Consider the following 19,295-nt stretch of genomic DNA (forward strand, 5'->3'; position numbering starts at 1 on the left):
ACGTCATCGAGCGCATGTTCTGCAGGCTGAAGGACTGGCGGCGCATCGCAACGCGGTTTGACCGAAACATCACCAACTTCATGGCGGCGATCACCCTTGCAGCAGCCGTCATCTGGTGGCTGTAATGAGTCCGGACCCTAGGCACTTTGTCCGGAGTCCTGCCATGCCCACCACACTGATCACGGGTGCCAATCGCGGCATCGGCCTCGCACTCGTCCGCGAATTCCAGTCAAACGGCCACACGGTCGTCGCAACTGCACGCGACCTGTCAAAGGCGGCAGACCTCAAGGCAACCGGCGCCCAACTCCATGCGCTCGATGTGTCCGACCCCGCATCGATCAAGGCGCTCGCCGCAGCGCTCGGCGGCCGCCCCATCGACTACCTGATCAACAATGCCGGCCTCGGCGACCGCGCGGACATGCCAAGTCTCGACTATGACCGTTTCCAGGAATTGTTGCGGGTCAACACCATAGCCCCGATCCGGGTGCTGGATGCGCTGACGCCGAACCTGGCGGCGGGCGAAGCGAAAGTGGCCGCATTCCTTTCCAGCCAGCTCGGCTCGATCGAGAACACCAACATGGGTTTCGGTCTGGCTTACCGCGTTTCGAAAGCGGGCCTGAACATGGGTCTGCGCACGGCGGCGCATACACTCGCAGCCAAGGGCATCACATTACTTGCGCTGCATCCGGGCTGGGTAAAGACCGATATGGGCGGAGAGGCTGCACCGGTACTGCCCGCCGACAGCGCGGCCGGACTCTACAAGGTGATCACCGGCTCCGGCGCCTCGAAGGAGCTTCGCTTCTTCGACTGGGAAGGCAGGACGCTGCCCTGGTAGGCCGGATCACTCCGCCGCCGGCAGAACATCCTTGCGCTCCGCCGCGTCATTGGCGGCCCGCGGGGCATCGCCTTCGACCACGGCATTGCGTCCGGTGATGCGTGCCCACATCCGCCGGCTCCAACGGGCGATGCGGTAAGGTGCAATCAGCCACGCGGGGGTAACGAGCAGGATCATTGTGGTCGAGAAGCCGAGGCCGAACACGACCGCTGTCGCCAGCTGCACCCACCATTCCGAGGCAGCGCCGCCGAAATTGATCGCGCCTTCGCGGAAGCTCACGTTCATCTGCACGATCATCGGAAAAAGGCCGAACATGGTCGTGCCCGTGGTGAGCAGGATCGGGCGGATCCGCTGCGCGGCCGTCGCAATCGCCGCGTCTTCCGGCGACCGGCCGTCTTCCCGCAGGCGGTTAAACGTATCGATCATGATGATGTTGTTGTTCACAACGATACCTGCGAGGGCCACGATACCGGTGCCGATCATCAGGATACTGACATAGGGCAGCAGCAGGTTCACGCCCACCAGAACGCCGGCCGTAGACAGGATAACGGCGGAGAGCGTCAACGCGACTTGCCAGAAATTGTTGAACTGCCAGAGCAGGATCACGGCCATCATGAAGAGGGCAGCCATGGCAGCCCCGGCGAAGAATGCGCCGGCTTCGGCGGTGTCTTCGTCGGCGCCTTCAAAGCGCACTTCCACGCCGGGCGGCAGCGACTGCGTCGCCAGGAAGTCCTTCAGTTCGGCGACGATGGCGCCGCCGGTGCCTTGCTCTTTCGCGTTCCCGCGCACGTCGATCACGCGCTTGCCGTCCCGGCGTTCAATCTGGCTGACGCGTGGCGCCGCCTCGCGGGTGACGAACAGGGACAGCGGCACGTTGCCTTGCGGGGTGGCGATCTTCAGCGCATCGATGGCGGAGGCGGACCGGTCTTGTTCCGGGAAACGGACGCGGATATCGACTTCCTCGTTCGCATCGTCCGGCCGGTAACGGCCAACCAGCACACCATTGGTCACGAGCTGCACGGCCGCGCCGATCTGTGCGGCATCGACGCCGAACTTGCCGGCTTCGGCGCGGTCCACGGTCAGCTGATACTCGACGCCGGGCAGGGGCCGCGAGTCGTCGATCTCGATCACATCGTCGCGCGCTTCCAGCCAGCTGCGGATCATCGTGGCAGTCTGGTCGAGCGCCGCCTTGTCCTGGCCAAGGAGGGCGACCTGCACATCCTTGCCGCCGGGCGGGCCTTGTTCGCGCGCCTTGATCTCGAAGCGTAGCGCCGGGATCGCGGCGAGGCGCGAGCGTACCTCTTCCAGCGTCAGGCGCGCATTGTAAGGGCCGTCCGACGTCGTCTTCATGTCCAGCAGGATCTGGCCGATCGTGTCGAGCGGAACGCCGTCCACGCCGTCAAAGCGCGATCCGCCAGCGGACGATTTGCCGGATCGTGTGGAGATGGCGGTAATGCCGTCAATATCCGAAATCGCCGCTTCAGCACGGCTGACCAGTTCGGCCTGTTCCTTCGCCGACAGCGCGCCCTGTGCCTGAACGAACACGTAGGCCTGTTCCGGCTCGATATCGAGGAAGAATTCGGATTTGTGGTTCTCGGAGCCGAACCAAACAAAAATGGCGATCACGGACGCCAAGACCACGCCTGTGGTGATCAGCGGACGGCGCACGGTTTCGGTCACGATCTTCACATAGCCGCCGATCCAACCTTTGGCCTTGCGCGGGTCCCCGTCGGCCGCGAGTGCGGCGAGGTTTTCATCGGTGCCGCTCGCGCGGCCGCCGATCACCGTGCCCAGAACCGGCAGGAAGATCAGCGCCACGACCAGCGAGGCTGTGAGCACGAAAATCAGCGTCAACGGCAGATAGGCCATGAACTTGCCGGGCATCGAGTTCCAGAACAGGAACGGCACGAACGCCGCGAGCGTTGTCAGTGTGGACGAGACCACCGGCCAGAACATCCGCTTGCCGGCGAGCGCATAGGCTTCTTTCCGGTCCAGACCTTCGGCGAGTTTCCGGTCCGCATATTCGGTCACGACAATCGCGCCATCGACCAGGATGCCGACCGCGATGACCATGCCGAACATGACCATCATGTTCACGGTGTAGCCGAACGCGCCCAGGAACAGGAACGCGATCACGAAGGAGGACGGGATCGCGATGCCGACCAGTGTGGCCGAGCGCAGGCCGAGCGCGGCCACGACGATGATCATCACCAGCACAATGGCGGTCATGATCGAGCTTTCCAGCTGGCCGAGCTGCGAGCCGATCAGTTCGGACGCATCCGAGGTGATCTCGGCCCGCACCGTGGACGGCCATTTTTGGCTTTCGTCGGCCAGGATCGCGCGGACATTGTTGGCAGTGTCCAGAATGTTGGCACCCGTGCGCTTGACGACTTCGATCAGCAGGCCTTGTTCGCCGTTGAACGTTGCCGCGCCGGTTGCGTCCTTGAACGTGCGTCGCACGTCGGCCACGTCGCCGAGTGTCACGACGGCGTTCTCGGTCCGCTTGATCGGCAGGTTCAGCGCGTCCGCCCCGGTGCGGATGATGCCCGGCACCTTGACCGCGAAACTGCCCTGTCCGGTGTCGATCACGCCGGCTGGGATCAGCTGGTTGTTGGAATTCACGATCGCCGCGATCTCCTGATAGGAGATGTTGTAGGCTTCGAGTTTCACCGGATCGATGACGATCTCGAGCAGGTCTTCGCGCTTGCCGCTGATGCGCGCTTCGAGGATGCCCGGATCCGCCTCGAGGCGTTCGCGCAAGTCTTCTGCGATGCGGCCGAGGCCGCGCTCCGGCGCGTCGCCATAAATGTTGACGACCAGCATCGGGAACTGGGCCGCGTTGAATTCGGAAACGATGGGTTCACGGGCATCGGCGGGGAAATAGCGTTTCGCCATGTCCACCTTGTCCTTGACGTCGAGAACCGCCTGATCGACGTCCACGTCGATCTCGAATTCCAGAACCAGCGTCGCGGCGCCTTCAGACGCGTAGGACTTGAAAGTCTTGAGGCCTTCCAGCGCCTGGATTTCCTCTTCCACCGGACGCACCAGCAGGCGTTCGGAATCCTCCGGCGTCACGCCGGCCAACGGAATGGTGATCGCCACCACCGGGATCGGAATGTCAGGGTCCGCTTCCTTGGGAAGCTTGATATATGTCAACGTGCCCGCGAGCACCGCGCAGATCAGGATGGCGATGACCATCCGTGCGCGGCCGATGGCGCCATCGATCAGCCCGTTCATGGCGTGGCTCCACCCTGCGCAACAGGGCGGACTTTCACGCCGTCATTGAGATAGTCCTGACCGATTGCGACCAGCGTGGTCTTCTCCGGCAGGCCGGTGACCCAGGCGCCGTTCACCGTCTCGTCGATCACCTGGATCGGCGCGAACGCAACCGTATTGTCCGCCAGAACCTGACGCACGCCCAATTGTCCGGAGTCGGACAAGGTCAGCAGCGAACGGGTGATGAGCGTCGCCGAAACTTCCCCGGCCGGCACCTGCAGCGTTGCCGTCACACCGGCGGGCACGCGGGCATCGCCCGAGTCGAGTTCCGCTTCGATCGGGAACGTGCGCGTCTGCTGGCTCGCGGTGCGTGCCACATAGCGCAGTGTTGCCGGAAAGCTACGGCCGTCGGCCAGCTGCACCGTGCCCGTCATGCCGGGCTTCAGCAGGCCGGCTTCCGCCTCGCTCACCTCGGCCGCCATGATCACCGGATCGAGATCGACCAGCAGGCCGCAGGGCGAGCCCGGCGCCAGATAGTCGCCCGCTTCGGCGAGGCGTTGTTCAAATACACCGTCGAACGGCGCACGGATCTGCGTGCGGCCCAGCTCGACTTTTGCAGAATTCACCGCCGCTTCGGCAGCGTCCAGCGTCGCTTTCGCCGCCGCTTCGCGGTTTGCGGGCGAGAGGCCCTTGGCCGCCAATGACGCGGCGGCTTCGTAGTCCACCTTCGCCGCATTGCGGTTGGCTTCGGCTTCCTTCACGCGGGCGCTGCGGGCTTCCACGTCCAGCGCACAGAGCAGCGTGCCTTGCTTGACGAAGGTACCTTCGCGCACCGGCGTCGAGATCACCGTGCCTGCCGTGCCGGATTTCACGGTCACCACCTTGTCGGGCGCTGTGCGGCCCTTGGCGTTGACGTTGAGTTCATGTGCCTCGCTCGAAGCCGTAATCACGACGGCGTCGGCAACGGGGGCAGGGCCCGCCGCCTCGATGGGCGGCGTCTCGGAGCTGAGGCTTCCGCGCATCAGACTGCGAACGCCAAAATAGGCGAGAATGAGCCCCAGAATGGAGGCTGCGATGACGAGCGATCTGTTCACGGGCGTGGGCTTTCCTGGGAGGGATAGGCACTTAAATAGGTCGAAGTGACGCGAGAGTCATCTTTCGCGCCTCAAAAACTTAACGCACAGCGTGTTTCCGCCCGGCAAACAACGCGCTGATCTTGGTTAATTTAGCTCGGGAAGGCCTTCAGGAACAGGCCCCGACGTAGCGTCAGAGGGCTGAAACCGATGGTTTGCGGTCCGCCCAGGGGCGCGCCGCTTCCAGTTCCAGGGCCAGTTCGAACAGCAGGGCATCGTCGCCCTTGCGGCCCGAGAACATCGCGCCGATGGGCAGCCCCGAAGGCGACCAGGCGAGCGGCACGCTCATCGAGGCCGCGCCCGCCACGTTCATCGGCGAGGTGAAGGCCACGAATTTGAGCACGTTGTCCATGACCGTATCGAAGTCGCCATCCGGCGCCTGCTCGCCGATCGGCACGGCCGGGCTGCCGGTCACGGGCGACAGGATCACGTCCATCGACTGGAAGAAGCTGTCATATTGCGCTTCAAAATTCTGCAGGTATCCGATCGTGCCCGGAATTTCCGTCATCCGGCCCAGCGCCATCTTGGCAAGACCCAGCGTCCAGGGCTCCAGGATGTCCGGCCCGATTGGCTTTCCCGAATAGGCCGACACCTTCTGCGCAAACTGCGCCGCGCCGGTTGCCCAGTAGAGGATGAACGCGTCCGTGAATTTGGGCCCGTCCATCGGGATCGTGTAATCCATCACCTCATGTCCAAGGTCGCGGCAGAGCTGCGCCACGTCTTCAAGTGCCGCGCGTGTGTCGGGGTGCAGCGCTGTGCCGCCGATGGGTTCCGGCGCAAAGCCGATGCGCAGTCGGCGTTTCAGCGGCTGGATATCGCCCAGCGGCGGATACGCGCCCGAGTTGGCCTCCGCCGCCTTGAACAGCCCGATGGAGTCTCGCACGCTCAGCGTGACGGCATGGTTCACCGAAATCTGCAGCGGCGGGGCATCGCCGTCACTGTAAGGCAGGCGGTCGCGCGAGGGCTTCAGGCCGAATACGCCGCACGTCGAGGCCGGGATCCGGATCGAACCGCCGCCATCGCTCGCATGCGCAAACGGAACCACCCGCGCGGCCACCAGTGCCGCTGCGCCGCCGGACGAGCCGCCCGGAATGCGCGACAGGTCCCAAGGGTTGCGTGTCGGTCCATTGGCGAGCGGCTCGGTCGACGAGATGAGCCCGGCTTCCGGCGTGGCTGACTTGCCCAGCGATACGATACCCGCGCCGCGCCATTTGCTGGCAAACACATTGTCCGCCGTGGCGATATGGCCGGCGAGCCCGCGGCAGCCTTCCTGGGTCGGTGCGCCTTTCCAGTCGATCAGGTCCTTGATGAAGCTCGGCACGCCAGCAAACGCGCCAGACAGCAGGCCCGCCGCGTCGGAGCGCGCCACTTCAAAGGTCTCGGTCACGATGCCGTTGATCTGCGGCTCCACCGCCTTGGCCCGGGTGATCGCTTCCTCCACCTGTTGCAGCGCCGTGGTCTCTCCGGCCGCAATCGCAGCGGCCATCGCCGTCCCGTCCGCGTAGACAGGCTTGACGGGCTCGGCAGGCGACTTGCCGTTCCTGGAGCAGGCGACGAGAGCGGCGGTGGCGGCGCTGCCGGCCAACATGGCGCGGCGGGACAGTTTCAGCATGGTTGATCCTCCCCGGATTCGACTGCGCGTATGGTGACGCGCAGCCCCGGCGGGCGCAAGTCTGTCTAAACGGTCCTTGGGGCCGCAGGCCGAAAGCTTAGCTGCCGCCTTCTTCGATCACCGCGCAGGCCACGCGTGCGCCGGCCCCGCCAATCGGCTGGGACATATGATCATCGACGGATTCGTGGATCACCAGTGCCAGTCCGTCCGCATCCAGTGCGGGTGCGAGCTCGAACAGGCCCGAGTAGGCTTCATACTTGGCCGACCCATCTGCGCCGGCCCAGATATTCGGCAGGTCACCTTCCTCGGGGCCTTGCGGATTCAAGAGGCCGTGCCCGCCTTCCGTCATTCCCTGGTGTCCGGCGGACTTCTTGTACGTTCCGACATCCGAGCAATCGCCGACCGAATGCAGGTGGATGCCATGCCAGCCGGGCGTCAGCCCGCCTTCTTCGACATTGACCTTGATCAGAACGCCTTTGATGCCCTGGACGGCTGTCACCGTGCCCACAGCTGTCCCCGCGGCGCCGAGCACAGTGCCGCGCGCACTTGCCGGGGCAGGCGGCGTGGCCGTCGCCATCATATGCATCTCCGGACCTTCCATATGCTCGTGCCGGTGTGGCGGCGCCGAGGCACAGGCGCCCAGTGCGAAGATCGAAGTGGCAAGCGTGAAACGGATGAGCATGGAGGTCTCCTATCGATTTGGATACCAGTATAGGGCAAAAGGCCCGCATGTCAGACCTAAACCTTCCTACTTCCGACCGCGCCGACCGCATGCTCGTCGCCCTCGGCCATTTCGGCAGCCGCGCCGCCGCCCAGGATGCCATCTCCGCCGGCCTTGTCTTTGCCGATGGGAAACGGGTCGCCAAAGCGTCCGAGACGCTGTCGCGCGACGCCGCCATCCAGTCCGAAGCGGCTCACCCTTACGTCTCGCGCGGCGGGTTGAAACTCGTCCGCGGGCTGGATGTGTTTGGTGTTGATCCGTCCGGCATGGCCTGCCTCGATCTCGGCGCCTCAACCGGCGGTTTCACCGATGTGTTGCTGCGGGCGGGCGCAGCGCAAGTCACCTGCGTCGATGTTGGCCACGGCCAGCTACATGAAAAGATCGCGTACGATCCCCGCGTTGCCTCGTTAGAGCGCCTGAATGCCCGCGATCTCACGGCCGTTCACCTGACAGCGCCGCCGCAGCTGATCGTCTGTGATCTGAGCTTTGTTTCGCTGGAAAAGGTGCTGGCCATGCCCTTGTCGCTGGCCGCGCCAAAGGCCGTCCTGATCGCGCTCTTCAAGCCGCAGTTCGAAGTCGGCCCGTCAAATGTCGGAAAGGGTGGGCTCGTCACCGACGCCGCCGCCACCGAAACAGCCCTTCAGGGTTTCCTCGCCTGGCTGGCCGGGCAAGGCTGGACGCCGGAAACGCCTCAGCCAAGCCCCATTCGCGGCGGCGATGGAAACCGGGAATGGCTGGTCATGGCACGGCGTCAGTAGCCGAAATTGTCGTCGGAATAGCCGTCCTGGATGCGCCACTCGCGCGTGCGTTCGTCATAGCAGGCCGTCACCGGATCACGGATCGTGTCGCCGTCGGGCAGGCGCGTCTCGCGTTGGATCACCCGGCAATCGCGGACTGGTTCCTGATACCGCGGTTCTTCCGGATAGGCTGGATAGCTGGGGGCAGACGGGTAGGCCGCCGGATAGCGGCTTTGCGTACCCATCACTTCCGGTCCGCCATACAGGCCCTGCGTCGAGCGCGGGATCGATCCCTGCGGCACCGAAGAATAGCTTTGCGGCGCATAGGCCACCTGGCAGTCCGGGCTGGTATCCTTGGCAATCGAATTGCCCAAGGCGCCACCCGCGAAGGCACCGATCAACGCGCCGGCGATCACTTCGCCATCATTGTCGTCGCGTCCGCGATGGCCGCCATAGTAGCGCCCATGGCCGCGTCCGTATCCGCGATGGCGATAGCCGTGATCGTCATCGTCGGCGATTTCGTTGCCGATGGCGCCGCCGATCAGCGCGCCGGCCAGCGCACCGACAATCGTGCCGGCGGCCGAGTCGCTGGATTTCTGGCGTTCGCACTGAACATTGCGCACGCCGGGATCATAATAGGGGTAGCCGCCATATTGGGCCTGGGCCTGCATCGGCAAGGCAAGAGCCATCAGGCCAAGGCTGCCGGCCGCAATCGAGAGCTTCAACATCACCACATCTCCTTCGGCGTCATGGACAGGCTGCGCCACTATCGGCCAGCAATCTGCCCGGGCCAACCTGAACGGAGCGTGAAGGCTAGACGCACCTTCGGGCGCCCCCCATATTCTGGGAATGGGACTTCTGGACCGCGCCGCAAGGACTGCCGGCCGGGCGCGATACGCGGCCGGGCAGGGCCTGCGTTCGGCCTGGTATGCCGCCCAGATGCAGGCCGTGCGCCGCCAGTCCGGCGGGTTTGACCGCCCCGGCGAGCCCGATTTCAGCCCTTCCCGGGGTCGGCCGGACCTCGCCGCCCTGCGCAAGGCCTATTTCCGCCTCTTCCTGCAGGACCGCGCCAATGTGGAAGCCGGGCTCTATCCGGCGCCGCACGACCTCAATCTCAGGGCGCTGCCGTCCGCGCTGAAATCCGCCCGCGCCTTCCTGCGGGACGCCGCCGAGGTCAACCGCCGCCGCCTTGCCCGGGACGGCACCGAAGTGCGCGCCCAGGTTCCCGAAGGCACCAACCGCTACCCCGCCTATTACCTGCAGAACTTCCACTACCAGTCCGGCGGCTGGTTCACTGAAGACAGCGCCGAACTCTACGACACTCAGGTCGAGGCCCTGTTCTCCGGCACGGCCGACGCCATGCGCCGCGCGGCTCTTGCCGAAATCTCGCGCGAATTGAAGGGGCGCGACCAGCGCGCGCAGCGCCTCCTCGATGTTGCCGGCGGCAATGGCCGTTTCCTCGAGAGCGTGCTGCGGGTCTATCCCCGGTTGCGCGTGACAGGGCTCGACCTTTCGCCTTCGTACACGGAAGCGGCCCGCACGCGGCTTGCGCGCTGGCCGAATGCCGAACTCATCCACGACGCCGCGGAAGCCATGCCGCTGGAGGATTCGGCGCAAGACATCGTTGTCTCGATCTTCCTGTTCCACGAACTCCCCGAGAAGGTACGCGGGAAAGTCCTTGCAGAGATATTCCGTGTGCTGAAGCCCGGCGGCGCTTTCATCCTGGCCGACAGTGTCCAGTTCGGCGATTATCCCACGCTCGACGGCCTGCTGGAGTATTTCCCGCATGGTTTCCACGAGCCATACTACAAGGGCTATCTGAGTTGGGGCTTGTCACAAGCGCTTGAAACACAAGGGTTTGTTAAGGAGCGCGAGACGCTCGCCTTCCTTACAAAAGTCACAGTTTGGCGCCGTCCTCGCCATGATGTAGCCGGTTGCGCGATTCAAGATTAAATCGCTTTCATAATCTGTGCTCCGCGAGCCACAGGCGGTCGTCCAAACATCCAGATTACTGCATGGCAAGCTGGCGCCCGCCAAATCCGTTGCTACCTCAGCGGCGCGCAGTTGCGCAGAGTACGGAGAAAAAACATGAAACTTGCACTCGCTTCACTCGCCGCCATCCTCGCGGCCCCGATCGCTGTTGCCCAAGGCAATGCCGAACTCAGCGCCGGCTACACCCAGTTCGACGCCGACGGCGCAGACCTGGGCGCTATCACCGGCCGCGGCACTTACTTCTTCAACCGCTATCTCGGCGCTGAAGGCGAAGTCTCGATCGGTGTTGACGATGCGTCGGTCGGCCCAGGCAAGGTTGAACTCGACAACTCGCTGGGCGCCTTCGGCGTCGTGCGTGCCCCGGTGACCGAACGCCTCGAACTCTTCGGCCGCGTCGGTTACGCCGCTTCGGAATTCAATGCCAGCGTGCCGGGCCTCGGCAGCGCGTCGGCAGACGTTGACGGCATCGCTTATGGTGTCGGCGGCAAGCTCTTCCTGACCGACCGCTTCGGCGTCCGCGCCGATGTCGGCCGTTATGAAGGCGACGACAGCGAAGCTGACGTCTTCACCATCGGCGGCGTCGTCCGCTTCTAAGCATCCGTTTACGGATTAATGACGGGGCCCCGGTGCAGAACGCGCCGGGGCTCTTTCCGTTTCAGCGCCCGGTCTGGCCCCGGTGGCGCAGTTTCGCGTCGGCGAGCACGCAGGCGAGCATCGCCTCGGCCACCGGCACCGCACGGATGCCGACGCAGGGATCGTGCCGCCCGATGGTGCGCACGTCGACTTCCTCGCCGTCCCGCGTCACCGACTTCACATCGTTGAGAATCGAGGAAGTCGGCTTGATCGCAATCCGCACCACCACATCCTGTCCGGTCGAGATGCCGCCCGCCACGCCTCCATTGTTGTTGGCGAGGAAAGTCGGGCCGTCATTGCCTGCGCGCATCTCGTCGGCATTCTCTTCGCCGCTCATCGAGGCTGCCGCAAAGCCTGCGCCGATCTCGACGCCCTTGGCCGCATTTATGCCCATCATCGCGCCGGAGAGTTCGGCGTCGAGCTTGCCATAGACCGGCGCGCCCCAGCCGGCCGGTACACCGCTCGCCTCGACCTGAACGATGGCCCCGGCCGAGCTGCCCGCCTTGCGCGTCGCGTCGAGGAACTCTTCCCATTTCGTTGCCATCGCCTTGTCCGGGCACCAGAAGGGATTGTTCTGCGTTTCCGACCAGTCCCAGGCATCGGGGTCGATCATGTGCGGGCCGATCTGCACCACCGCGCCGCGGATCACGATCCCGTCGCCCAGCACCCGCCGCGCCACCGCGCCGGCTGCCACCCGCGCCGCCGTCTCGCGCGCCGAGCTGCGCCCGCCGCCGCGATAGTCGCGCACGCCGTATTTCGCGTCATACGCATAGTCCGCATGGCCGGGCCGGTAGCGGTCACGGATCTCGCGGTAATCCTTGCTGCGCTGGTCGGTATTTTCGATCATCAGGCTGATCGGTGTGCCGGTCGTCACCGCGCCGCCCGTGCGGTCATCCTCGAACACGCCGGACAGGATCTTCACGAGGTCGGCTTCCTGGCGCTGCGTCACAAAGCGCGACGTGCCGGGTTTGCGCTTGTCCAGAAAGCCCTGGATGAATGCCTCGTCCAGCGCCAGGCCCGGCGGACACCCGTCCACCACGCAGCCCAGCGCCGGCCCATGGCTCTCGCCCCAGGTCGTCACGCGGAAAAGATGGCCGAAAGTGTTGTGCGACATGTGACAGCCTGACCCTCGCAGTTGTGCCCCGCGTCCTATATGAAATCGCCAGACTGACAAACCGCGAAAATGGATGTCCGCATGTCTTCCTCCCTGATCCCGCCCACACCCAGCGCTGCCGACTATGCCAACAGTGGCGACCGGCCGCTGATTCCGGAAACCACCGATCCCATCGGTCTCTTCCAGGCCTGGATAGCGGACGCGCGGGTCGCCGAGCCCAATGATTCCAACGCCATGTCACTGGCCACGGTCGATGCGGACGGCAATCCGGATGTCCGCATCGTCCTGCTGAAGGGCGTCGATGCGGACGGGTTCACCTTCTTCACGAACCTTGAAAGCGCCAAAGGCGTCCAGCTCGCCGCCCGGCCGAATGCGGCGCTCGGCTTCCACTGGAAATCCCTTCGCCGCCAGGTTCGCATACGGGGCAGCGTCACGCGCGTTTCCGACGCCGAGGCCGACACCTACTTTGCCTCCCGCGCCGCACAGAGCCGCATCAGCGCCGCCGCCTCGGACCAGTCCCGCCCGCTCGCCAACCGCGCCGTCTTCGAACAGCGCGTTGCCGAAATTTCCAGCATCTATGGCGACAGCGCGGACATTCCGCGTCCGCCGTTCTGGGGCGGCTACCGCCTCGCGCCAACCGAAATCGAGTTCTGGCAGGACCAGAACTTCCGCATGCACGACCGACTGAAGCTCTACCGCAAAGGCGACGGCTGGGTCAGCCTGCGGCTTTATCCGTAGGCCTTCTGCGAGGCCCGCGTGTCGTCATCCCGGAAAACGCACAGCGTTTGTCCGGGACCCGGTCTTGTCACGTGATCTCTTCAGCCGCGCGCGCAGCGGCAGGATGTGTACGGAAGGTTTGTCACACAATCCCGGTGCTGGTCCGCTCCACCACCATGTGCGGTACGCCGTCGCTGGTCCTGAAGGTGGACACGCCGCCGGCGGACACGGTCACGTTCACCTGCGTGCGCAGGTTCGAGAAACTGTCGAACTCCACCACATCGACCGGCGCGTCAAAGCGGATCGTCACCTCGAACGCTGCGCCGCCGCCGACCTCGCGCACGCTCAGAACGCGGCCCTTGAACGGCTGTTTGAGATAGCGCCCTGCCACTTCGTCGCCGACCTGCAGCGGCACTTCCGGTTCGTTCGACAACCGCGCGGACGCGGTGTTCCAGTCGCGGTAACCCAATTCGGCCGCCACCAGTTCCAGCGACTCGGAATGGGAAATCGGATTGCCGCGCGCGGCGCGCTCGGCACGGAGTTCGCGGGCCCGGGCTTTCGCCTGCTCGCGGTTGGTAATCAGGGATGACATCGTCTCAATCCAGTTTCACGGCCGTCACGTTTTAGCGGGGCTCGCTTTGCCGCGGGACGACCGGAAAGGACCGGGTTCCGTGTCAGGACGCGGCGCTTGCGGCGCCGGGGGATCTTTACCTTCAGGCCAAAGCCCTGCGAGCGGCGGGCGTCCCAAGCCCGCGCACCTCATACGCCGTATGCGGAACGGGGTCAATCAGCCGGCCGGCCCCGCCTCAGCGCACCGCGCAGGCTGCCCAGCCGCTGTCGTCCGCGTCCAGCCAGTCCGCCACGCGGTACGGCTCGTCGGTCGCGATCAGCACCACGCCGTCATCGACCAGGCGCTGGTACTCGCTGCCGTCGCCGTCTTCCCAATACTGGTCGTCTAGGCGTTCGCCCGGGCGGCCGAGCGTGCCGAAGGCCGGCTCCACGCCTTCCTTCACCAGCCGTTCGAAAGCTGGCGGATCGGGCTCATCCGTTCCGGTCCAGGCCACCAGCCGGGTGCGGTTCACGCCCAGCGCTTCCAGCGATTCTATGTCGCGCCCGCCGCGTGCCGAGGCCGTCATCATGATGTCCGGATCGAGTCGGGCGACCTCGGCCGCTTCCTCGTCCTTATAGGTGATCATCACCACGTTCTGCCCGGCGCCTGCTGCCTTCACCTCTTCGAGGATGTTGCGGAAGCCGGTCGTCTTCTTCCGGTCCAGTTCCACGATCGCGCCCGAAAGTTTCGCCCAGACCAGCACTTCGCTCAGCTTCGGCGGATGGAATTCGGTCGTCCGGCCGTCATTGTCGCGCAGGAAGATCCGCGCAGCGTCTGCCCAGTCGGTATCCGACACATAGCCGTCGGCCCGCGAGGTGCGCCCGAACTTGTCGTCATGGTGAAGGTAAAGCACGCCGTCGCGGCTCATCGCCACGTCGATCTCGAACACCCGGATGCCCTGGTTGAACCCGTGTTTCAGCGTCTCCAGAGCGTTTTCCGGATAGCCCTCCACCGGGCCGCCCCGGTGGGCCGCCACCAGCGCGCCGCCGGACTTGCGCAGGCAGTCAAACAGCTCGGGCAGGGCCACCGCGCGGGCCGGCGCCGCCTCTTCGGCGGGCACAACGGCCGCTGCATCAGTCTCCGCCGCCGCGGTCTCCGCCTCGGGCTCTGTACAACCGCTCAGCAAGGCAAGGGTCAAAACTGCTACGAGAAGTCGCTTCATCACCCCGGACCTTTCCTTGCGTCAGCGCCACTGCCCGCATAGACAGGGCTTCGAAAAATCACAAGCGCACCCGAAAGGGTACAGCGCCGCACTGGAGGATAATTCAATGAAGGGCATCATGCAGGACTGGCCACTGACCGTGGACAAGATCCTTGAACATGCGCGTCTGCAGCACGCAAATCGCGAAATTGTGACCCGCCGCGTGGAGGGTCACATCACCCGCATCACCTATGCTGACCTGTATGACATGGCCAAGCAGGTCTCCACTGCCCTGAAGGATACCGGCATCGGCCTCGGCGACCGGGTCGCCACCCTCGGCTGGAACTCCGAGCGCCACATGGCCACCTGGTACGGAGCGATGGGCATCGGCGCCATCCTGCACACCATCAACCCGCGCCTCCACCCGGAGCAGATCGCCTGGATCGCGAACCATGCCGAAGACAAGGTCCTCGTCTTCGACAAGACTTTCCTGCCGATCGTCGAGGCCATCCGCGATCAGCTCCAGACGATCAAGACCTTCGTCATCTATGCCGGCGCGGACACGATGCCCGAGAACAAGCTCGGCGCCATCCCGTTCGACATCTGGATCGACGGCCGGTCGACCAATGTGCGCTGGGGCGACTTCCCGGAAGATACCGCCTGCGGCCTCTGCTACACCTCCGGCACCACCGGCAATCCCAAGGGCGTGCTCTATTCCCACCGCTCGAACGTGCTCCACACCCTTGTCACGATGGGCAAGGACGCGATGGGCATGGGCGCGTCGGACGTCGTGCTGCCGGTCGTGCCGATGTTCCACGCCAACGCCTGGGGCCTCGCCATGTCGTGCCCGGCCACTGGCGCCAACATGGTGATGCCGGGGGCCCAGATGGACGGCGCCTCGATCTACGAACTCCTCGACACAGAGAAGGTCACGATCACCGCCGCCGTGCCCACCGTCTGGCTGATGCTGCTCACCCACCTCCAGCAGAACAATCTCAAGCTGCCGCACCTGAAGAAGGTCATCATCGGCGGCTCCGCCATTCCGGAACGCATCCTGCGTGCCTTCGAACAGGACTATGAAGTCGATGTCATCCACGCTTGGGGCATGACCGAAACCTCGCCGCTCGGCACGCTCGGCGCGCTGCCGCCGCACCTGATCGATGCCGATGTCGACACCCGCATGAAACAGAAGCTGAAGCAGGGCCGCCCGCCCTTCGGCGTTGAACTGCGCATCGTCGATGATGACGGCAAGGTCCTGCCGCGCGACGGCCATACCTCCGGCCGCCTCCTCGTGCGCGGCGCCGCCATTGCCGGCGGCTACTTCAAAGGCGCCGGCGGCAACGTGCTCGACGCCGAAGGCTATTTCGATACAGGCGACGTCGCCACGATCGACGAGTATGGCACGATGACCATCACCGACCGCGCCAAGGACGTCATCAAGTCCGGCGGCGAGTGGATCTCCTCGATCGACATCGAGAACATCGCCGTTGGCCATCCCAAGGTCGCCAACGCCGCTGCCATCGGCATCTACCATCCCAAGTGGGACGAGCGCCCGCTGCTGATCGTCCAGCCGAAGCCGGGTGAAAATCCGACCAAGGAAGAGATCCTCGCCAGCCTCGAAGGCAAGATCGCCAAATGGTGGACGCCGGACGACGTGCAGTTTGTCGAGTCCATCCCGCTCGGCGCGACCGGCAAGATCAACAAGCTCGCCCTTCGCGAAACGTTCAAGGACTACAAGCTCCCGACCGCCTGAAAGGATCAAGGCACATGACGGACGTCTCCAATACACCTGCGCAGGATGCAGGCTGGCGCGGCAAGTTTGCGGGCGCGGCGCTCGCGGTGTCGGTGCTCTCCATCCTCTGGTTCGCCGCTGCGGCGGTGGGCACCAAGCTTGGCTTCTGGGGCTGGCAGTTCGGCCTTGGCAAGATGACCATCGGCTGGGGCCCAATGATCCTGATGGGCGCGCTCGGCCTGTCGGTCATTGCGGTCATTGTTGCCCTGATCAAGGCGCCGCGCAAACAGCCGCTGATGCTGGCGCTGGGGGCGTTGCTGATCTCTGGTCTCGCCTTCGGGCGCGTCGCCGCGTTCGGTGCGCAGGCGGCCGGCCTGCCGCCGCTGCACGACATCCAGACCGACTGGTCCGATCCGATCCAGCCCTCCGATGCACTGCTCACCCAGCGCGAGGCGACCGGGGCGCTGAACCCCATCGAGGATGACCCCGTCATCATCGAGGGCGCCAACGCCCGCTGGCCCGGCATGGGCGGCAAGCGCGTCGCCGAAGTGCAGGAAGCCGCCGAGTTCGACACGGCGACCCACGAGTCACCGAAAGAGACACCCTATCCACTGCTCGCGCCGCTGATCACATCGAACACGGTGGAGCAGGGCTATGCCGCTGCGCTCGCCGCGGTCGAAGCCAAGGGCTGGACGATCGTCCTCGCCGAGCCGGAAGAGGGCCGTATCGAGGCCACCCAGACCAGCTACTGGTTCGGCTTCAAGGATGACATCATGATCCGTATCCGCAGCGAGGGCGAAGGCATGCGCCTCGACGTGCGCTCCACCAGCCGCGTCGGCCTCTCCGACCTCGGTGCCAACGCGAAGCGCGTCCGCAACCTCCTCGACGAAATCGAGGCCCGCCTCCAGAAGGGCGTCTAAGTCTCACCTCTGCAGCTCATCCCGGCGAAACTTGCGCCGGGATCGAGCAAGTCGCACTCGGCGCAACATAAGCGAACCTGAAAACCCAGATCCCCCCAAACCGGCCAGCCCCGAAGCTGCGTCCGGCCGCACGCACATCCTCGCCCGCCAGAATTCATGTTAGTCATACTAAAATGAATGCTTGCGCGGTCGAAAATTCATGTTATAGACACTAACATGAATAGAGCAAAAACCTCCCCACCGCCCAAGCGGACCTATAACCAGACCGCGCGTGCTGAGGCCGCCGAGGCCACGGCTGAGCGCATCGTCGAGGTCTTCTACGGCTTCATGACCGACGACTGGTACGACAATGTCAGTCTGGAAAAGGTCGCCAAGGCGGCGGGCGTCACCGTGCCGACCGTGCTGCGCCGTTTCGGAAGCAAGGAGGGGTTGCTCGAGGCCACAAAAGAAAAGATGGAGCGCGAGGTGGAAGCCCGCCGCACCGTTAAGCCGGGCGATGTAACGGCGGCCGTCGATGCCATCGTCAACGATTATGAGGCCGCCGCCGGCATCATGCTGCGCATCCTGGCGCAGGAAGACCGGCTCTCGGTCCTGAAGGAATTGACCGACTACGGACGGAAGCAGCATCGCGAATGGGTTGAATTAGCCTTCGCGCCGCAGCTTGAAGGCCTGAAGCCGGCTGGGCGCGAGTGGACGCTCGACGGGCTCATCGCCGCGCTTGATATTTACGTGTGGAAAGTGCTGCGCATCGACCGGGGGCGCACCCCGGCCGAGGTTGCGCGACACATGCGAAACCTTGTGAGAGGCATCCTCGAAGGGCGGTAACGCCCGATGTTTTCTGGAGACTGAAATGACTGGCTCAATACCTGGGTCATACCTGCTCGCGACGTTCGAGGGCGGTGGATCCGTTGCCCCCAAGATAACCCTGGCCCGCAAGCTGTTGGCGCGCGGACATGCCGTACGTATCATGAGCGATGCCTGCAACCGCACGGAAGTCGAAGCCGCCGGCGCGGAATTCGTGGCCTGGTCCGCAGCGCCCAGCCGCCCGGCGCGGGGCCGCGAGCACGAGTTCGTGGACGATTGGAACATGCCGACCGCTTTCGACGGCTTCTGCCTGATGCTTGACCGGATGCTGGTGGGTCGCGCGGCCGATTATGCTGCCGATGTCCGCATGGAGCTCGCCCGCAAACCTGCGGATCTCGTTGTCGCCAATGACATGCTGCTGGGTGTCATGCTCGGCTGCGAATCGGTTCGCCAGCCCTTCGTGGCGGTCGCCTGCAACGTAATGCCGTATCCCATCGTGCCGGGCATCCCGCCGATGGGCCCGGGCCTGACGCCGGCGGTCACTCCGGAAGATGAGGCGCTCCACGCAGAGGTTCGTGCCGGGACGATGGCCACGTTCGATGCCCAGCTGGAGCGCTATAATGCCCTCCGCGCCCGGTTTGGCCTCGCGCCGCTCGAACACCTGGTCGACCAGGTCCGGGCTGCGCAGAAATTCCTCCTGCTCACCACGCAGGCGTTCGATTTCACGCCGGACACGCTGCCGGACTTTATCGAATACCTGGGCCCGCAGATGGATGATAATCTGTGGTCGCAGCCCTGGGTCTCGCCCTTCGCGTCGGACGATACGCGCCCGCTCGTACTGGTCGGCTTTTCCACGACCTTCCAGAACCATGCCAGCATCCTTCAGCGTACGGTCGATGCCCTGTCGGAGCTGCCGGTCCGGGCGGTCGTCACGCTTGGCGGGTCGATCCGCCCGGACGAGGTCCGCGCCGCAGCGAACACTTCGGTGGTCGATAGCGCACCGCACAATGTGGTGATGCGCGAGGCGGCCCTCGTGATCACGCATGGCGGTCATGGCACCGTCACCAAGGCGCTGCTTCGCGGCTTGCCGCAGCTGGTCATCCCGCATGGCCGGGACCAGTTCGACAATGCCGTGCGGGTCACGCATCGCGGCGCCGGCCTGACGCTTGATCCGTCGGCGGACACCGCGGCGCTGCGTGCGGCCATCCAGCGGCTGCTGGAGGAGCCGGGCTTCACCGCGCAGGCCGTCGCCCTCGGCACGCGCATCCGGGAGGAAGCCGAAGCCCGCTGTGCTGCCGGCCGGCTGGAAGCGCTCGCTACGCTCAACACCTGCCGGGCTGCCTAGTCCGGACATCCCAAACCCCACAGGAACACCCCG

17 protein-coding genes and 1 pseudogene are annotated in these 19,295 nt (G+C 64.9%); 10 read left to right on the forward strand and 8 right to left on the reverse strand.

What is annotated here, in order from left to right:
- Positions 1–125, forward strand: a pseudogene (locus GC148_RS05345) (IS5/IS1182 family transposase); the annotation flags it as partial.
- A 38-nt stretch (positions 126–163) separates the two neighbouring features.
- On the forward strand, positions 164–835 hold the full coding sequence (locus tag GC148_RS05350) for an SDR family oxidoreductase (protein ID WP_291069377.1): 672 nt from the start codon (positions 164–166) through the stop codon (positions 833–835).
- Positions 836–841: 6 nt separating this feature from the next.
- On the opposite strand, the gene GC148_RS05355 is transcribed toward GC148_RS05350, so the two are convergent.
- The 4 genes from GC148_RS05355 to GC148_RS05370 form a co-directional block, all read right to left on the reverse strand.
- Positions 842–4,072 (reverse strand): efflux RND transporter permease subunit, encoded by a 3,231-nt coding sequence (locus tag GC148_RS05355; RefSeq protein WP_291069379.1) that lies wholly within the window; start codon positions 4,070–4,072, stop codon positions 842–844.
- Positions 4,069–5,145, reverse strand: coding sequence for an efflux RND transporter periplasmic adaptor subunit (locus GC148_RS05360; RefSeq protein WP_291069381.1), 1,077 nt, complete (start codon positions 5,143–5,145; stop codon positions 4,069–4,071). The genes GC148_RS05355 and GC148_RS05360 overlap by 4 nt, the downstream gene beginning before the upstream one ends.
- A gap of 172 nt (positions 5,146–5,317) precedes the next feature.
- A complete protein-coding gene (locus tag GC148_RS05365; protein ID WP_291069382.1) occupies positions 5,318–6,796 on the reverse strand; it encodes an amidase in 1,479 nt (492 codons plus the stop codon).
- Positions 6,797–6,893: 97 nt separating this feature from the next.
- The gene (locus tag GC148_RS05370; RefSeq protein ID WP_291069384.1) at positions 6,894–7,478 is read right to left on the reverse strand and encodes a superoxide dismutase family protein; all 585 of its coding nucleotides are present in this window, start codon (positions 7,476–7,478) and stop codon (positions 6,894–6,896) included.
- Between the two features lie 47 nt (positions 7,479–7,525).
- Here GC148_RS05370 and GC148_RS05375 point away from each other — a divergent pair, with 47 nt between their 5' ends.
- Positions 7,526–8,275 carry a TlyA family RNA methyltransferase gene (locus GC148_RS05375; RefSeq protein ID WP_291069386.1) on the forward strand — a complete coding sequence of 250 codons (750 nt, stop codon included), beginning with the start codon at positions 7,526–7,528 and terminating at the stop codon, positions 8,273–8,275.
- On the opposite strand, the gene GC148_RS05380 is transcribed toward GC148_RS05375, so the two are convergent.
- The gene (locus GC148_RS05380) at positions 8,269–8,982 is read right to left on the reverse strand and encodes a hypothetical protein (protein WP_291069388.1); all 714 of its coding nucleotides are present in this window, start codon (positions 8,980–8,982) and stop codon (positions 8,269–8,271) included. The two genes, GC148_RS05375 and GC148_RS05380, sit on opposite strands and share 7 nt — an antisense overlap.
- 121 nt (positions 8,983–9,103) lie before the next feature.
- On the opposite strand from GC148_RS05380, the gene GC148_RS05385 reads away from it, so the two are divergent.
- Both GC148_RS05385 and GC148_RS05390 read left to right on the forward strand, forming a co-directional pair.
- Positions 9,104–10,207, forward strand: coding sequence for a class I SAM-dependent methyltransferase (locus GC148_RS05385; protein ID WP_291069389.1), 1,104 nt, complete (start codon positions 9,104–9,106; stop codon positions 10,205–10,207).
- Between the two features lie 135 nt (positions 10,208–10,342).
- Positions 10,343–10,840, forward strand: coding sequence for an outer membrane beta-barrel protein (locus tag GC148_RS05390; RefSeq protein WP_291069390.1), 498 nt, complete (start codon positions 10,343–10,345; stop codon positions 10,838–10,840).
- A gap of 61 nt (positions 10,841–10,901) precedes the next feature.
- Here GC148_RS05390 and aroC read toward each other — a convergent pair whose 3' ends face one another.
- Positions 10,902–11,993: a chorismate synthase gene (gene aroC, locus GC148_RS05395; RefSeq protein WP_291069391.1), complete on the reverse strand. Its 1,092-nt coding sequence runs from the start codon at positions 11,991–11,993 to the stop codon at positions 10,902–10,904.
- A gap of 81 nt (positions 11,994–12,074) precedes the next feature.
- On the opposite strand from aroC, the gene pdxH reads away from it, so the two are divergent.
- Positions 12,075–12,731, forward strand: a complete 657-nt coding sequence (gene pdxH / locus GC148_RS05400) for a pyridoxamine 5'-phosphate oxidase (RefSeq protein ID WP_291069392.1) — start codon at positions 12,075–12,077, stop codon at positions 12,729–12,731.
- Positions 12,732–12,852: 121 nt separating this feature from the next.
- On the opposite strand, the gene GC148_RS05405 is transcribed toward pdxH, so the two are convergent.
- Positions 12,853–13,302, reverse strand: a complete 450-nt coding sequence (locus GC148_RS05405; RefSeq protein ID WP_291069394.1) for a glyoxalase superfamily protein — start codon at positions 13,300–13,302, stop codon at positions 12,853–12,855.
- Between the two features lie 214 nt (positions 13,303–13,516).
- Complete coding sequence (locus tag GC148_RS05410; RefSeq protein ID WP_291069395.1) at positions 13,517–14,482, reverse strand: glycerophosphodiester phosphodiesterase family protein; 966 nt, start codon at positions 14,480–14,482, stop codon at positions 13,517–13,519.
- Between the two features lie 106 nt (positions 14,483–14,588).
- On the opposite strand from GC148_RS05410, the gene GC148_RS05415 reads away from it, so the two are divergent.
- From GC148_RS05415 to GC148_RS05430, 4 genes are all read left to right on the forward strand, one after another.
- Complete coding sequence (locus GC148_RS05415; RefSeq protein ID WP_291069397.1) at positions 14,589–16,214, forward strand: long-chain-fatty-acid--CoA ligase; 1,626 nt, start codon at positions 14,589–14,591, stop codon at positions 16,212–16,214.
- A gap of 14 nt (positions 16,215–16,228) precedes the next feature.
- The gene (locus tag GC148_RS05420; protein WP_291069399.1) at positions 16,229–17,113 is read left to right on the forward strand and encodes a DUF1499 domain-containing protein; all 885 of its coding nucleotides are present in this window, start codon (positions 16,229–16,231) and stop codon (positions 17,111–17,113) included.
- 216 nt (positions 17,114–17,329) lie between these two features.
- Positions 17,330–17,938, forward strand: coding sequence for a TetR/AcrR family transcriptional regulator (locus tag GC148_RS05425; RefSeq protein WP_291069401.1), 609 nt, complete (start codon positions 17,330–17,332; stop codon positions 17,936–17,938).
- 25 nt (positions 17,939–17,963) lie between these two features.
- Entirely contained in the window at positions 17,964–19,262 is a 1,299-nt protein-coding gene (locus GC148_RS05430) for a nucleotide disphospho-sugar-binding domain-containing protein (protein WP_291069402.1), read from the forward strand.
- Positions 19,263–19,295: the final 33 nt, after the last annotated feature.

Source organism: Hyphomonas sp., from assembly GCF_016125515.1.
In the GTDB taxonomy this organism is placed as follows: Bacteria; Pseudomonadota; Alphaproteobacteria; order Caulobacterales; family Hyphomonadaceae; genus Hyphomonas.